Origin of the sequence: Streptomyces sp. AC602_WCS936 (assembly GCF_019049125.1) — a bacterium.
Lineage (GTDB): Bacteria > Actinomycetota > Actinomycetes > Streptomycetales > Streptomycetaceae > Streptomyces.
Map to the genome: position 1 here is coordinate 20606 of NZ_JAGMUF010000047.1, position 14583 is coordinate 35188.

Sequence of the window (14583 nt, forward strand, 5' to 3'; positions counted from 1 at the left end):
GCCCATGGACTTCGGACTCGTCCTGCAGACCGACCCGCCGGCCTCCCGCGTCGTCGACCTGATGAAGCGGGCGGAGCACAACGGCTTCCGCTACGGCTGGACCTTCGACTCCGCCGTGCTGTGGCAGGAACCGTTCGTGATCTACAGCCAGATCCTGGCCCACACCTCGGAACTCAAGGTCGGCCCGATGGTCACCAACCCGGGCACCCGCACCTGGGAGGTGACCGCCTCCACCTTCGCCACCCTCAACGACATGTTCGGCAACCGCACCGTCTGCGGCATCGGACGCGGCGACTCCGCGATGCGCGTCGCCGGCCGCAAGCCCAACACCCTCGCCCGCATAAGCGAAGCCATCAAGGTCATCCGGGCGCTGGGCAGGGGAGAGGAGGCCGACCTCGGCGGCGGCACCGTCGTCCGCTTCCCCTGGATCCAGCCGGGCGCCGAAGTCCCCGTGTGGATGGCCGCGTACGGCCCGAAGGCCCTGAAGATGACCGGTGAGGAGGCCGACGGCTTCATCCTCCAGCTCGCCGACCTCTACCTCACCCAGTACATGGTCAAGGCCGTGAAGGACGCCGCCGTCGCCGCAGGCCGGGACCCGTCCGAGGTGACGATCTGCGTCGCCGCCCCGGCCTACGTCACCGCCGACGACTCGCCCGAGGCGCTCGCCCACGCGCGCGAGCAGTGCCGCTGGTTCGGCGGCATGGTCGGCAACCACGTCGCCGACCTCGTCGACAAGTACGGCGCCCACACCGGCGCGGTCCCCGACGAACTCACCGACTACATCAAGGCCCGCGAGGGCTACGACTACGCCCACCACGGGCGCAGCGGCAACCCGGACACGCAGTTCGTGCCGGACGAGATCGTCGACCGGTTCTGCCTGATCGGACCGGCCGAGAAGCACATCGAGAAGCTCAGGGCCCTGCGCGCCCTCGGCGTCGACCAGTTCGCGCTGTACGACATGCACGACGCGCAGGAGTCCGTGATCGACGCCTACGGCACGCGGATCATCCCGGCCGTCAACGCCTGACCGACCCCCTCCCTCCCCCTCGGGGGAGGGCCCCAGGGCGCACCCGCGCACCCCCCTCGGCACCGCACGCACGGCCTCTCCCGTCCCACCGCACGATTGGCCTGCCCATGACCGACACCGCGCCCACGGCGATACCGCCGTCCGCCCAAGTCACCCTCCCCGACGGGCGCGTGGAGCTCGCCCCGGGCTCCCCGCCGCCGAGCGGCCCCTACGCCAACGAGGACCTGCTGCCCGTCCCCGTCGAGAAGCGCACCTGGACCACGTACAACTTCTCCGCCCTGTGGGTCGGCATGGCCCACAACACCGCCTCCTGGACCCTCGCCTCCGGTCTGATCGCCGTCGGCATGGACTGGAAGCAGGCGGTGCTCACCATCGCCCTGGCCAACGTGATCGTGCTCGTCCCGATGCTCCTCACCGGGCACGCGGGACCCAAGTACGGCATCCCCTTCCCAGTGTTCGCCCGCGCCTCCTTCGGCATCCGCGGCGCCAACCTGCCCGCCGTGGTGCGGGCGCTGGTGGCGTGCGGCTGGTTCGGCATCCAGACCTGGATCGGCGGCGAGGCGATCTACTTCCTGGCCGGCAAGCTGATCGGCGACGGCTGGACGGGCGCGGCGACGTTCGGCGGCCACGCCTGGACGATGTGGCTGTCGTTCGCGATCTTCTGGGCCATCCAGGTCGCCATCATCTACCGGGGCATGGAGACGATCCGCCGGTTCGAGAACTGGGCGGCGCCCTTCGTCCTGGTCGGCGCCTTCGTGATGCTGTGGTGGATGGCCGACAAGGCGGGCGGCTTCGGCCCGCTCTTCGACCAGCCGTCGCGGCTGGGCTGGGGCGGCGACTTCTGGAAGCTCTTCTGGCCCTCCCTCATGGGCATGATCGGCTTCTGGTCCACGCTGTCCCTCAACATCCCCGACTTCACCCGCTACGGGAAGAGCCAGAAGGCCCAGACCCGCGGCCAGGCCCTCGGCCTGCCGACCACGATGACCCTGTTCGCGTTCCTCTCCGTGATGGTCACCTCCGGCTCGCAGGCGGTCTACGGGGAGCCGATCTGGGACCCGGTGAAGCTCGCCGCGAAGACGGACAACGTCGTCGGGCTGCTCTTCGCCCTCGTCACCGTCCTGGTGGCGACCCTGTCCGTGAACATCGCGGCCAACCTCGTCTCACCGGCCTTCGACTTCTCCAACGTCGCGCCGCGCAAGGTCAGTTTCCGGGCCGGCGCGATCGTCACCTGCGTCCTCGCCGTGCTGATCTTCCCGTGGAAGCTGTACTCCGACCCGCAGGGCTACATCTTCACCTGGCTCGGCCTGGTCGGCGGCCTGCTCGGCACGGTCGCCGGCATCCTCATCGCGGACTACTGGGTGCTGCGCCGCGCCCGCCTCGACCTCGTGGACCTGTACCGCGCGGGCGGGCGGTACTGGTACGGCGGCGGCTGGAACTGGCGCGCGGTCGTCGCCTTCCTGGTCGGCGGCGTCCTGGCCATCGGCGGCGCCGACTTCCACCCGCTGGTCGACGGCCGTCCCGTGCCCTTCCTCGAACCGCTGGCCGACTACGGCTGGGCGGTGGGCCTCGGCACCTCCATGGTGCTGTACCTGGCGCTGATGCTGCTGCCCGCCACGCGTCCGGCTCGGCGCTAGCCTTCCTCCAGGGCGGCCACCGCTTCCTTGGCCGCCTTGATGGCCCCCTTGTTGATCGTCTCCGTACTCGGCGCCTTCTTCGACTCGAAGTCGCTGCCGTTGTACGTGATCATCACCAGGGCGTTGGAGGCGCGGACCAGCACGGTGCCCTCGCGGGTCTGCTGCTTGTCCTCGGTGGTGAGGTTCACGACGGAGTAGGCCTCGTCGCCGAGCCCCGGCACCGCGCCTCCGCCGCTCCGGTCGGCGACCCGCTCCTTGTACGACTTCTGCGCCGCCTCGTCCGACTCCATCACCTCGAAGGAGACGTCGAGCCAGCGGTAGTCGTAGCCCTTGAGCGCGTTCCAGGAACAGGTGCGGCGGACCTTGGTGTCCGTCGACGGGATCTCCTTGCCGGCCGCCTTGGCGCCCGGGACCAGCGAGGTGACCGTCTTCCGGTCCAGGCTCTCGCAGGGTGCCGGGGCGGAGGCGTACGTCTGGGTCACCGCCTCGGTCGCCGGGGCGGAGGCGGACCGGTTCGTGGTGTCGGGCGGTGTCTCGTCCTTGGCGGCCGGTGTCGTGTCCGGCCCGGACGACAGGGCCCAGCCCGCCGTGGCGAGCACGGCGACCGGCGCCAGACGCGCGGTCAGGGCGAACGGCAGGGGAAGAGGACGCACGGCGCACTTCTCGTGGGGGATGGTGCGGAGGAGGTCCGCACTGCGGACGGGACGCCAGTGTCACACGAGTGACTGTGAGGCGGAAGGGCGAACTCGGTGCGTGGCCGGGCGGTGACGCAGACGTACCGGTGGGCCGGAGGGCGGGGGCGTGCGGCGGCCGCCGTCACGGCCGGACGGCCGTCACGGCCGGACGGCCGTCACCAGCCACACGCCCGCCCGTATCCGCACGCCCGTGCGCGTGGCGAAGGGGAGCAGCACCTCCTCCAGGCCGGTCAGCCGCGAGGCGGGAAGTGCGCCGCCCGGCAACGGCGACAGCAGGAACTCGACGGTGTCCGGCACGTCCCGGCACCGGGCCGCCTCCACGGTGACCGGTTCGACCGTCACCTCCTCGAACCCGGCCAGGACCTCCCGGACGCGCTCCGGGCCCTCCCAGTGCGGCCCCGGCGGCCGCGTGCAGACGAACGCGAGCCGGCCTCCCGGCCGCAGCGCCCGCGCGAGATTGCGGAAGACGGCGGCGTGGCCGGCGAACGACAGCACCCCGCCCCGGCTGACGACCACGTCGTACCCACCGGCCGGAAAGGGGCGCACCCGCGCGTCGGCGCACACGTAGGTGACGTTCTCGATCCCCTCGGGGGCGGTGCTCGCGCGGGCCCGCTCCAGCAGCGGCGCGGAGACGTCGACGCCCACCGCGTGCCCGGGGGCGGCCAGCCGCGCCGCGATCCGGGTCGTGGTGCCGGCCCCGCAGCCGACGTCCAGGACGCGGTCGCCCGGGGCGACGGCCGCCGCGTCGAACAGGGCGTCGTTCACACCGGCGAGCATCGCGTCGTACCGGGTCTGGTGAGGGCCGGCGACAAAGGTCATGAGGTCTCCTCCACGGAGGGTGCGGTCAGGGCGCTTTCGACGCGGTCCACGGCGGCGAACGCGCCGTACGCCACGAGGTGCACCAGGCAGTGGTCGGTGTGCTCGGGCCGGCGCCACGCCGCGACGTCCGCCTCCGAGATCCGGGACGGCGCGAGGGCGGCCAACAGCGCCAGACGGGCGCCGGGCCTCTCCCGGCGGTCGGGGAACGGGTCCGGGTCGACGGGCGGGTGGGACCCGTCCCAGTCACGCAGGGCGGTGCGTACGAGGGCCTGGTCGCCGGCGTCGAGGAGGCCCGCGCCCATCGTGGCGGCCGTGCGCAGGGCCGCGTACGCCGGGCCGACCGGCGTGCCCCCCGCCCACGCCGGTCCCGGGCCGGGGTCGTCGAGCAGGGGCAGGGACGCGCCGGGCACGGCCGGGCGGCGCACGGTGCGGGACAGCGACCGGCCCGCCAGGCTGCGCACCGCGCGCAGCCGCTGCGCGTCGGCCGGGAGCAGCCTCTCGGTCACCAGCGCCGACACGATCCGGTTGATGAAGTGGAAGGCCAGCGCGGTGCCCAGATAGCCGGGCGTCTCCTCGCGCGGGAACGGGTAAGGCTCCCGCGCGGCGCCCGGAATGCGGGTGCGCCGCGCCCAGTCGAGCACGCGCGCGTGCCGCTCGTCCTCGGGTTCCCGGCCTCGGACGAGCCGCTCGGCCAGGGCGTGGTCGCCGGTCGCGTGCAGCAGCATCGTGTGCGCGTCCACGCAGAACCGGCACCCGTTGGCCTGCGACACCCCGAAGGCGGCGACCTCCTTGCCGGTCCGGTCGCCGGGGCCGGCGATCAGGGACTCGCGCATCAGCGCCCAGGCGGGGGCGATGAGCGCGGGAGCGGAGGAGAGGACCACGAAGGGGGCGGGTTCGGGGATGCCGAAGTCCCGCGCCATCTGCTCGTAGAGCTCCGCGACGCGGCCGGTGGCCGCTTTCGGGGGCAGCGGGTCGGTGTGACGGAAGGTGGTAGGCATGGACAGCAGAGTGCGCTCCCGGGGTGCCCGCGGTCGTCGTACGGCCGGATGCAGTCGGCGCTGCGCCACCGAGGCCGGTCCGGCAGCGCACTACTTCACCGGGAGTAGTGCGCAAGCCGTCCACAGGGCCGACGCGACCGTCGTCGAGGCCGTCTAGGGTGCGGGCATGAGTGGGCGTCAGTTCGATCGCAGATGGCTCGCCGACGCGACCCTCGCGGTCGTCGTCGGCGCGCTCGGCATGACCGTCGCGGCCTTCGACGACGACACCACCGTCCTCGACCATGCGCTCATCGCCCTCGCCTCGGCGACCCTCGCCTTCCACCGCGCCGCCCCGCGCGCGGTGCTGGCCGTCGCCACCGTGCTCGGCACGGTGTACGTGGTGCACGCCCACCCGGGGCCGCTGTCCGCGCTGCCCGTCCTGGCCGCCGTGCACACCGCGGCCCGGGTCGGCCACCGGGGCGTCGCGGCGGCCGGCGGCGCGGTGTTCCTGGCGGGATACACGGCGACCGGGCCCGGGACGCAGGGCGTGGCCGAGCGGGCCGGGCTGCTGGCCGGCTGGTTCCTGTGCGCGGTGGTGACCGGGCTCGCCGACCGCAACTGGCAGGCGTACCTGCGCCAGACCGAGCAGCGCGCCCTGGAGGCCGAGCGCACCCGGGAGGAGGCGGCTCTGCGCCGGGCCGGCGAGGAACGCCTGCGCATCGCCCGGGAGTTGCACGACTCGCTCACCCACAGCATCTCCATCGTCAAGCTCCAGGCGGGCGTCGCCGTCCACCTCGCCCGCAAACGGGGCGAGGAGGCGCCGCCCGCGCTGCTCGCCATCCAGGAGGCGAGCGGCGAGGCGATGCGCGAGCTGCGCTCCGCCCTCCAGGTGCTGCGCGCCGACGAACCGGCCGGCACTCCGGCGCTGCTCGTGGAGCGGGCCCGCGCGGCCGGCCTCGCCGTCGACCTGACGGTGACCGGTGCGGAGCGCCCGCTGCCACAGGCCGTCGAACGGGCCGCCTACCGCATCGTCCAGGAGGCCCTCACCAACGCGGCACGGCACGCGGGACCGGCGAAGGTGTCGGTGCGGATCGACCACGGCACGGGAAACGAGGGGGAGTTGGCGATAGACGTGGAGGACGACGGCGCCGGCGACCCGGCCCGGCCGCCCACCCCGGGCACCGGCCTGACCGGCATGGACGAACGCGTCACGGCTCTCGGCGGCACCCTGCGCGCCGCCCCGCGCGCGGAGGGCGGCTTCTCGGTGCGGGCCCGGCTCCCGCTGGAGGAGCGGGGATGAGCGAGCAAGTCCTCCGGGTGGCGCTCGTCGACGACCAGGCGCTGATGCGGGCCGGCTTCCGGGCCCTCCTCGACGCCGAGGACGGCATCGAGGTGGTCGGCGAGGCCGCCGACGGGGAGCAAGGGGTCGCGCTGGTGCGGGCCCAGGTGCCCGACATCGCGCTCGTCGATGTCCAGATGCCCGTGATGTCGGGCATCGAGGCCACCCGCCGTATCGCCTCCGACCCCGCCCTCACCGCCGTACGCGTGGTCATCCTCACCAACTACGGCCTGGACGAGTACGTCTTCGAGGCGCTGCGGGCGGGCGCGAGCGGCTTCCTCCTGAAGGACACCGAGCCGGCCGACCTGCTCCAGGCCATCGAGGTGGTGGCGCGCGGCGAGGCCCTGCTCTCCCCGTCCGTCACCCGCACGCTGATCGGCGAGTTCGTGGCCCGGCCCCCGGACCGGGCCACCGCCCCCGGCCTGGACTGCCTCACCCGCCGCGAACGCGAGGTCACCGCGCTCGCCGCACGCGGACTGAGCAACGAGGAGATCGCCGCGCACATGGTGATCAGCCCGCTGACCGCCAAGACGCACATCAGCCGGGCGATGACCAAGCTGGGCGCCCGGGACCGGGCACAGCTGGTGGTCTTCGCCTACGAGTCGGGGCTGGTGGAGGCGCGGCGGCGCTAGGTGCGTCACCCCCTGGGGTCTCAAGGCACCCGCGCGGTCCACTCCGCGGAGCCGAACTTGGTGCGCGCCAGCTCCCGCGCCCGGGCCAGCTCCTCGTCGGTCACCTTGCCCTGGGTGAGGCCGTAGCGGCCGCCGAAGGAGGTGATCATGCGGTCGATCACGGCCTCGCGTGGCAGACCGGTCTGCCGGCGCAGCGGGTCCACCCGCTTCTTCGCGCTCCTGGTGCCCTTGTCGGACATCTTCTCCCGGCCGATGCGGAGCACCTCCAGCATCTTGTCGGCGTCGATGTCGTACGACATGGTCACGTGGTGCAGCACGGCGCCGGGGCCGCCCCCGGGCCCGACCACGCGCTTCTGCGCGGCGCCCGCGATCTTGCCCTGGTCGGTGGCGATGTCGTTCAGCGGCTGGTACCAGGCGCGGATTCCCATCTCGCCGAGCGCGCCGAGCACCCAGTCGTCGAGGTAGGCGTAGCTGTCCTGGAAGGAGAGGCCCTGGACCAGCGCGTCCGGCACCGACAGCGAGTAGGTGATCGTGTTGCCGGGCTCCACGAACATCGCGCCGCCGCCGGAGATCCGGCGCACCACCTCGATGCCGTGGCGGGCGGCGCCCTCGGCGTCCACCTCGTTGCGCAGCGACTGGAAGCTGCCGATGATCACCGCCGGGGCGCCCCACTCCCACACCCGCAGCGTCGGCGGACGCCGGCCCGCGGCGACCTCGGCGGTCAGCACCTCGTCCAGCGCCATGTGCAGGGCGGGCGGCTGCGGGCCCTCGTGGATCAGCTGCCAGTCGTAGTCCGTCCAGTCGGTGGCGTGCGCGAGCGCGCGGCGCACGGCGATCCCGACGCCCTCCGGGGTCAGCCCGTACATTACGGTGCCCTCGGGCAGCGCCGCGTCGATCCGGGCGGCCAGTCCCGCCGCGTCGGTGTCGGCCGGGGCGCCCTCCAGCGCACGGTTCACGGCGTCCAGCGCCTCGTCCGGCTCGAGGAAGAAGTCGCCCGCCACGCGCACGTGCCGCAGCACGCCCGCCTCGGCCTCCACGTCCACCACGACCAGCTTGCCGCCGGGGATCTTGTATTCACCGTGCACCGATTTGCCTCCGTTTCCGTACGTCGGGGCCAACAGCGGCACGGGCCGTGCTGTTCCCCGGGGCGGGCGCGGCCCCGGACACGGGCAGCCGACCGCGGACCCGCTCCGGCTAGCCTGACCGCATGCGTGTCACCAGGGACCTGCCGACGCTCGCCGCGGGCGAGGTGGACGTGTCCTTCGTCATCAAGGCGTACGAGGAGGTCGTCGCCACCGACACGGCGTGGAACGAGCACTCCCACCCGTGGCACGAGCTCCTCTGGAACGAGCACGGCACCTCGACGGCCGTGGTGGGCTCCCAGGTGTGGTGCATCACGCCGACGCTTGGGCTGTGGATGCCGGCCGGGCAGCTGCACTCCGCCTCCGCGGTCGCCGGCACCGCCTACCGCGCCCACTTCTTCCGCCACGGCACGGTCTCGGCCCTGCCCGACGTGCCGGTGGCCGTCGAGATCACTCCGCTGCTCCGGCTCCTCATGGAGCGGCTCGAGGAGCCGGACCTGTCGACGGCCTCACGGGCCGTGACCGAGGCGATGGTCCTCGACGTACTGCGGCCGTCGCCCCGGGCGCTGCTGGTGCAGCTGCCCACCTCGTCGTTGCTGCGGCCCATCGTGGACGTGGTGCGCGCCGACCCCGCCGACCAGCGGACGCTGACCGGCTGGGCGACGGCGCTCGGGTGCAGCACGCGCACGCTGACCCGTGCGTTCCGGGCGGAGACGGGCACGACGTTCGCCCGCTGGGTCGCCTCGGTACGCGCCCAGCACGCCGTCCGGCTCCTGGCCCAGGGTTTCGAGGTCGACGTGGTGGCCGAAGCGGTCGGTTTCCGATCGGCGAGTGCCTTCGGCGCGGCCTTCCGGCGGACGACCGGCATGACGCCCGGCAGGTTCCGGGCGATCTGAAGCACGCGGGCGGCGGAATGGGGACATGTACGGGTACGGGCACGTCCTGGCTGTCCCGATCGCTACAAGGGCTGTCGAAAAGGCTCGATTGATCAGGCCGACCCCGCTCCATACGCTATGCAGGCAAGCCTTACCTAACTTCCGACGAAAGTGGAACCGGGTCGATGAGAACCCCACGCCTGCGTGTACTCGCCCTCGCGGCGGCCCTCCTGTTCGGACTCACCGCGTGCGGTGGCGAGTCCGGTGACAAGGACGACGGCGCTGCCGCCGCCGGCGCGGGCGCCGACGGCACCGGCCAGTTCCCCATGACGATCGAGCACGCCCTCGGGACCACCGTCATTCCCGAGAAGCCCGAACGCGTCGCCACCGTCAACTGGGCCAACGACGAAGTGCCGCTCGCCCTCGGCGTCGTCCCCGTCGGCATGGCCAAGGCCAACTTCGGCGACGACGACGGGGACGGCGTGCTCCCCTGGGTGGAGAAGCGGCTCAAGGAACTCGACGCCAAGACGCCGGTCCTCTTCGACGAGACCGACGGCATCGACTTCGAGGCGGTCGCCGACACCCGGCCGGACGTCATCCTCGCCTCGTACTCCGGACTGACCGAGCAGGACTACGAGACCCTCAGCCAGATCGCCCCCGTCGTCGCCTACCCCGAGGCCGCCTGGGCGACCCCGTGGCGCGACATCATCCGCCTCAACAGCAAGGCCATCGGACTCGCCGACGAGGGCGACGAGCTGATCACCGACCTGGAGGGGCGGATCGAGCAGACCGTCGCCGAACACCCCCAGCTCAAGGGGAAGTCGGCGATGTTCATGACGCACGTGTCGGCCAAGGACGTCAGCCAGGTCGGCTTCTACACCACCCACGACACCCGCACCCAGTTCTTCACCGACCTCGGCATGAAGATCCCCGCCAGCGTCTCCGGGCCGTCCGGGTCGACGAAGAAGTTCGTCCTCACCAAGAGCGCCGAGCGCATCGACGACTTCAACGACGTCGACATCATCGTCGGCTACGGGGACGACAAGGGCGAACTGCTCAAGGCGCTCAAGGGTGACCCGCTCACCTCCAAGCTGGCCGCCGTGAAGCGGGGCTCCGTCTACCTGCTGCCCGGCAGCACCCCGCTCGCCACCGCCGCCAACCCGACCCCGCTGTCCATCCCGTACGTCCTGGACGACTACGTGACGGCGCTCGCCGAGGCCGCGGACAAGGTCAAGTGACGCTCACCCAAACCCCGTCCGCGCCGGACGCCGCCCAGCTACGGCGTCCGGCGCGCACGCGCGTGGCCTGGCTCCTCGTGGCCGTCGCCGTCCTCGCCGCCGCCATGACGGCCTCCCTCGCCCTCGGCTCCCGCGACGTCGCCTGGGCCGACGTGTGGTCGGCGCTCGGCGGGGCGGAACGGACGCTGGAGGAGGCGGCGGTCGCCAAACGCATACCGCGCACCCTCCTGGCCGTCGTCGTGGGCGCCGCCCTCGGGCTCTCCGGCGCGGTCATGCAGGGGGTGACCCGCAACCCGCTGGCCGACCCCGGCATCCTCGGCGTCAACATGGGCGCCTCACTGGCCGTGGTCACGGGCATCGCGTACTTCGGCCTGTCGTCGGCGTCGGGATACATCTGGGTGGCGATGACCGGGGCGGCCCTGACCGCCGGCTTCGTCTACGCCGTCGGCTCGCTGGGACGCGGCGGCGCCACCCCGCTGAAGCTGGCCCTCGCCGGAGCCGCCATCTCGGCCGCCCTCGCCTCCCTGGTCAGCGCCGTGGTCCTGCCGCGCAGCGACATCTCCGGCACCTTCCGGATGTGGCAGATCGGCGGCGTCGGAGGCGCCTCCTACGCGCAGCTCGGCAGCGTCGTACCGTTCCTCGCCGCCGGGTTCCTGATCTGCCTGGCCGCCGCCCGCGCGCTCAACTCGCTGGCCCTCGGCGACGACCTCGCCGCCGGCCTCGGCGAACGGGTGGCCCTCGTCCGGGCCGGCGCCGCGCTCGGCGCGGTCGTCCTGTGCGGCGCGTCCACCGCCGTCGCCGGACCGATCGTCTTCGTCGGACTCGTCGTACCCCACACCTTCCGGCTGCTGGTCGGCGTGGACCACCGCTGGCTGCTGCCGTTCTCCGCGCTGGGCGGCGCCGTCCTGCTGACGGCCGCGGACGTGGTGGGCCGGATCGTGGCCCGGCCGGCGGAGATCGACGTGGGCATCGTCACCGCCATCGTCGGCGCCCCCTTCTTCATCCACATCGTCCGCCGGCAGAAGGTCAGATCCCTGTGAGCGCCCCCGCCGTCCCCGCCTCGCCCACGCTGCGCGCCGTCACGCGCGCCCGGGTCCGCCGCGCGTACCGGCGACGGCTGCTCGTCCTGACGCTGCTGCTCCTCGTCGCCGCCGCCTTCGTCACGACACTCATGGCCGGGCACACCTTCTACCCGCCCGGCGACGTGCTGCGGGTCGTCATGGGCGAGCGGGTGCCCGGCGCGTCGTTCACCGTCGGCACGCTGCGGCTGCCGCGGGCGGTGCTCGCGCTGATCGCCGGGTTCAGCTTCGGCATGGCCGGCGTCACCTTCCAGACGATGCTCCGCAACCCGCTCGCCAGCCCCGACATCATCGGCATCAGCGCGGGAGCGAGCGCGGCGGCGGCCATCGGCATCGTCACCTTCTCGCTGAGCGGGACCGAGGTGTCCGCCCTCGCGATCGCCGCCGCGCTCGGGGTGGCCCTGCTCGTCTACACCCTCGCCTTCCGCGACGGGGTCGCCGGCACCCGGCTCATCCTGATCGGCATCGGCGTCGCCGCCCTGCTCGACAGCGTCACCTCCTACGTCCTGTCGCAGGCCGCCCAATGGGACCTCCAGGAGGCGATGCGCTGGCTCACCGGCAGCCTCAACGGCACCACCTGGGAGGAGACCGTGCCCGCCGTCCTGGCCGTGCTCGTCCTCGCCCCGGTACTGCTGTCCCAGGGCCGCAACCTGAGCGCCCTCGGCCTCGGCGACGACACGGCGTCCGCGCTCGGCGTCCGCGTCGAACGCACCCGCCTCACGGTCATCGTCGCGGCCGTCGGCCTGATCGCCTTCGCCACGGCGGCCGCCGGACCGATCGCCTTCGTCGCGTTCCTCTCCGGCCCGATCGCCGCCCGGCTCACCGGAACCGGCGGCTCCCTGCTGGTCCCCGCCGGTCTGGTCGGCGCCCTGCTCGTCCTGGTCGCCGACTTCACCGGCCAGTACGCCTTCGACACCCGCTACCCGGTCGGCGTCGTCACCGGCGTCCTCGGCGCTCCCTACCTCGTCCACCTGATCGTCCGCACCAACCGGGCCGGAGGCTCACTGTGACCGCGTCCCACACCCTCGCCACCGAGGACCTGACGCTCGGCTACGGCGACCGTGCCGTCATCGAGGGCCTGGACCTGACCCTGACGGCCGGGAGCATCACCGTGATCGTCGGTGCCAACGCCTGCGGCAAGTCGACGCTGCTGCGCTCGATGTCCCGGCTCCTCGTCCCGCGCGCCGGCCGGGTGGTCCTGGACGGCAAGGAGGTGCACCGCACCCCCGCCAAGGAACTCGCCCGCACCCTGGGCCTGTTGCCGCAGTCACCGGTCACCCCCGAGGGCATCACGGTCCTCGACCTGGTCGGCCGCGGCCGCCACCCCCACCAGCGCGCCTTCGCCCGCTGGACGGCGAAGGACGACGCCGCGGTCGCCGCCGCACTGGAGGCCACCCGCACGACCGACCTGATGGACCGGTCGGTCGACGAACTCTCCGGCGGCCAGCGCCAGCGCGTGTGGATCGCGATGGCCCTGGCCCAGCAGACCGACCTGCTGCTGCTCGACGAGCCCACCACGTTCCTCGACGTCAGCCACCAGATCGAGGTCCTCGACCTGCTGACCGACCTCAACCGGACCCGCGGCACCACGATCGTCATGGTCCTGCACGACCTCAACCTGGCCGCACGCTACGCGGACCGCCTCGTCGCCCTGGCCTCCGGACGCCTGCACGCCGCCGGCACGCCCGCCGAGGTGATGACCGAGGACACCGTACGGGCCGTGTACGGCATGGACAGCCGCGTCATCGAGGACCCCGTCTCGGGCAAACCCCTCGTCCTGCCGATCGGCCGCCACCACTCGACCGCCCGGGAAGCAGGTGCGGCCGCACAGCCGGTGCCGTCCCCCGCGTCCCGGCCCGCCGGGAGCCGCTGAACCATGACCGCCAAGCTCGCCGCGGTGCTGCCCGACCTGGCACCCTGGCGCTCCTCCCGCGACTTCCGCCTCCTGTGGGTGCAGGGCCTGGTCACCTACCTCGGCAGCGTGATGGCGCTGATCGCGCTGCCGCTCCAGATCAAGGAGCTGACCGGCTCACCCCTCGCGGTGGGCGCCATGGGAGCCGTCGAACTCGTTCCGCTCGTGGTTTTCGGCCTGTACGGCGGCGCGCTCGCGGACGCGGTGGACCGCCGCAAGGTCATCGTGCTGACCGAGGCGGGACTCGGCCTGCTCGCCCTGATCCTGCTGCTGAACACCCTGCTGCCGAGCCCCATGCTCTGGCCGCTGTACGTGGTCGCCGCCGGCGTCGCCGCCCTCGCCGGACTCCAACGGCCCGCCATGGACTCGCTGCTGGCCCGCATCGTCCCGCACGACCAGCTCGCCGCGGCCGCCGCCCTGAACGCCCTGCGCTGGCAGGCCGGTGCCATCGCCGGACCCGCGCTGGCCGGGCTGGTCGTGGCGTACGCGGGCAACGGCCCCGCGTACGCCACCACCGTGGTCTGCTTCGCCGCGTCGGTCCTGATGTGCCGCCGCCTCTCACCCGTGCCGCCGCGCGAGAAGGCGGCCCGGCCCTCCCTGCGCGGCATCGTCGAAGGCGCCCGCTACGCCTGGTCCAGGCCGGTGCTGCTGGGCACGTACGCCATCGACCTCGCCGCGATGTTCTTCGCCTTCCCCAACACCATCTTCCCGTTCCTCGCCGACGAACTGGACGCCGACTGGTCGCTGGGCCTGATGTACGCGGCTGGCTCCGTCGGCTCCCTGCTGGTCAGCCTGACCAGCGGCTGGGTGTCCCGCACCCGGCGGCACGGCCTGCTCGTGGTGTTCGGCGCCACCGGCTGGGGCCTGGCCATGGCGGCGGCCGGCTGGACGTCGAACGTGTGGCTGGTGCTGGCGTGCCTCGGCCTCGCGGGAGCGGGGGACATGCTGAGCGGACTGGGCCGCTCCACCATCTGGAACCAGACCATCCCCGACCGGCTGCGCGGCCGGCTCGCCGGCATCGAGGTCCTCTCCTACAGCGTCGGTCCGCAGCTCGGCCAGGTCCGCGCCGGAGCGATGGCCGGCTGGACCGGCGCCCGCCCGGCGATCTGGACCGGCGGACTCGCCTGCGTCGCCGCGGTGGGCCTGCTCACCGCCGCCCTGCCCCGGCTCGTCGCCTACGACGCCCGCACCGACGAGGACGCCCGCCGCCGCGCCGCCGAGGCCGTCGCGGGGGAGGAACCGTCACGATCCTGACCCGGCCGGTGTCCGGACAC

At 73.1% G+C, this 14583-nt stretch carries 15 protein-coding genes; 11 read left to right on the forward strand and 4 right to left on the reverse strand.

What is annotated here, in order from left to right; all coding sequences use genetic code 11:
* Positions 1–4: 4 nt before the first annotated feature.
* Positions 5–1027 (forward strand): TIGR03842 family LLM class F420-dependent oxidoreductase, encoded by a 1023-nt coding sequence (locus tag KUM03_RS16635; RefSeq protein WP_217249357.1) that lies wholly within the window; start codon positions 5–7, stop codon positions 1025–1027.
* 107 nt (positions 1028–1134) lie between these two features.
* A complete protein-coding gene (locus tag KUM03_RS16640; RefSeq protein ID WP_217249359.1) occupies positions 1135–2661 on the forward strand; it encodes an NCS1 family nucleobase:cation symporter-1 in 1527 nt (508 codons plus the stop codon).
* Here KUM03_RS16640 and KUM03_RS16645 read toward each other — a convergent pair.
* From KUM03_RS16645 to KUM03_RS16655, 3 genes are all read right to left on the reverse strand, one after another.
* Positions 2658–3314 carry a hypothetical protein gene (locus KUM03_RS16645; protein WP_217249360.1) on the reverse strand — a complete coding sequence of 219 codons (657 nt, stop codon included), beginning with the start codon at positions 3312–3314 and terminating at the stop codon, positions 2658–2660. The two genes, KUM03_RS16640 and KUM03_RS16645, sit on opposite strands and share 4 nt — an antisense overlap.
* Before the next feature lie 180 nt (positions 3315–3494).
* Positions 3495–4175, reverse strand: a complete 681-nt coding sequence (locus KUM03_RS16650) for a class I SAM-dependent methyltransferase (protein ID WP_217249361.1) — start codon at positions 4173–4175, stop codon at positions 3495–3497.
* Positions 4172–5173, reverse strand: coding sequence for a carboxymuconolactone decarboxylase family protein (locus KUM03_RS16655; RefSeq protein ID WP_217249366.1), 1002 nt, complete (start codon positions 5171–5173; stop codon positions 4172–4174). The genes KUM03_RS16650 and KUM03_RS16655 overlap by 4 nt, the downstream gene beginning before the upstream one ends.
* Between KUM03_RS16655 and KUM03_RS16660 the strand changes: the two genes are divergently transcribed.
* The 3 genes from KUM03_RS16660 to KUM03_RS16670 are packed head-to-tail and all read left to right on the forward strand — an operon-like array spanning position 5172 to position 7123.
* Positions 5172–5330 (forward strand): hypothetical protein, encoded by a 159-nt coding sequence (locus tag KUM03_RS16660; RefSeq protein WP_217249368.1) that lies wholly within the window; start codon positions 5172–5174, stop codon positions 5328–5330. The two genes, KUM03_RS16655 and KUM03_RS16660, sit on opposite strands and share 2 nt — an antisense overlap.
* A gap of 9 nt (positions 5331–5339) precedes the next feature.
* Entirely contained in the window at positions 5340–6452 is a 1113-nt protein-coding gene (locus KUM03_RS16665) for a sensor histidine kinase (protein ID WP_217249370.1), read from the forward strand.
* Positions 6449–7123, forward strand: coding sequence for a response regulator transcription factor (locus tag KUM03_RS16670; protein WP_217249372.1), 675 nt, complete (start codon positions 6449–6451; stop codon positions 7121–7123). Before KUM03_RS16665 ends, KUM03_RS16670 begins: the two co-directional genes overlap by 4 nt.
* 20 nt (positions 7124–7143) lie before the next feature.
* On the opposite strand, the gene KUM03_RS16675 is transcribed toward KUM03_RS16670, so the two are convergent.
* Positions 7144–8208, reverse strand: coding sequence for a biotin/lipoate A/B protein ligase family protein (locus KUM03_RS16675; protein WP_217249374.1), 1065 nt, complete (start codon positions 8206–8208; stop codon positions 7144–7146).
* A gap of 122 nt (positions 8209–8330) precedes the next feature.
* On the opposite strand from KUM03_RS16675, the gene KUM03_RS16680 reads away from it, so the two are divergent.
* The 6 genes from KUM03_RS16680 (at position 8331) to KUM03_RS16705 (ending at position 14563) form a co-directional block, all read left to right on the forward strand.
* Positions 8331–9101, forward strand: a complete 771-nt coding sequence (locus tag KUM03_RS16680; protein ID WP_217249376.1) for a helix-turn-helix domain-containing protein — start codon at positions 8331–8333, stop codon at positions 9099–9101.
* A 164-nt stretch (positions 9102–9265) separates the two neighbouring features.
* On the forward strand, positions 9266–10318 hold the full coding sequence (locus tag KUM03_RS16685; RefSeq protein ID WP_217249378.1) for an iron-siderophore ABC transporter substrate-binding protein: 1053 nt from the start codon (positions 9266–9268) through the stop codon (positions 10316–10318).
* A complete protein-coding gene (locus KUM03_RS16690) occupies positions 10315–11358 on the forward strand; it encodes an iron ABC transporter permease (RefSeq protein ID WP_217249380.1) in 1044 nt (347 codons plus the stop codon). Before KUM03_RS16685 ends, KUM03_RS16690 begins: the two co-directional genes overlap by 4 nt.
* A complete protein-coding gene (locus KUM03_RS16695) occupies positions 11355–12407 on the forward strand; it encodes an iron chelate uptake ABC transporter family permease subunit (protein ID WP_217249382.1) in 1053 nt (350 codons plus the stop codon). Before KUM03_RS16690 ends, KUM03_RS16695 begins: the two co-directional genes overlap by 4 nt.
* Positions 12404–13270, forward strand: a complete 867-nt coding sequence (locus tag KUM03_RS16700) for an ABC transporter ATP-binding protein (protein ID WP_217249384.1) — start codon at positions 12404–12406, stop codon at positions 13268–13270. The genes KUM03_RS16695 and KUM03_RS16700 overlap by 4 nt, the downstream gene beginning before the upstream one ends.
* A gap of 3 nt (positions 13271–13273) precedes the next feature.
* The gene (locus KUM03_RS16705) at positions 13274–14563 is read left to right on the forward strand and encodes an MFS transporter (protein WP_217249386.1); all 1290 of its coding nucleotides are present in this window, start codon (positions 13274–13276) and stop codon (positions 14561–14563) included.
* The last annotated feature ends 20 nt before the right edge of the window (positions 14564–14583 follow it).

Bases quoted from the DNA above. Each gene is read 5' to 3' on its own strand.
- KUM03_RS16685 (WP_217249378.1), top strand. From the start codon at position 9,266: ATGAGAACCCCACGCCTGCGTGTACTCGCCCTCGCGGCGGCCCTCCTG.
- KUM03_RS16655 (WP_217249366.1), bottom strand. From the start codon at position 5,173: ATGCCTACCACCTTCCGTCACACCGACCCGCTGCCCCCGAAAGCGGCC.
- KUM03_RS16660 (WP_217249368.1), top strand. From the start codon at position 5,172: ATGGACAGCAGAGTGCGCTCCCGGGGTGCCCGCGGTCGTCGTACGGCC.
- KUM03_RS16635 (WP_217249357.1), top strand. From the start codon at position 5: ATGGACTTCGGACTCGTCCTGCAGACCGACCCGCCGGCCTCCCGCGTC.
- KUM03_RS16670 (WP_217249372.1), top strand. From the start codon at position 6,449: ATGAGCGAGCAAGTCCTCCGGGTGGCGCTCGTCGACGACCAGGCGCTG.
- KUM03_RS16705 (WP_217249386.1), top strand. From the start codon at position 13,274: ATGACCGCCAAGCTCGCCGCGGTGCTGCCCGACCTGGCACCCTGGCGC.
- KUM03_RS16680 (WP_217249376.1), top strand. From the start codon at position 8,331: ATGCGTGTCACCAGGGACCTGCCGACGCTCGCCGCGGGCGAGGTGGAC.
- KUM03_RS16650 (WP_217249361.1), bottom strand. From the start codon at position 4,175: ATGACCTTTGTCGCCGGCCCTCACCAGACCCGGTACGACGCGATGCTC.
- KUM03_RS16665 (WP_217249370.1), top strand. From the start codon at position 5,340: ATGAGTGGGCGTCAGTTCGATCGCAGATGGCTCGCCGACGCGACCCTC.
- KUM03_RS16640 (WP_217249359.1), top strand. From the start codon at position 1,135: ATGACCGACACCGCGCCCACGGCGATACCGCCGTCCGCCCAAGTCACC.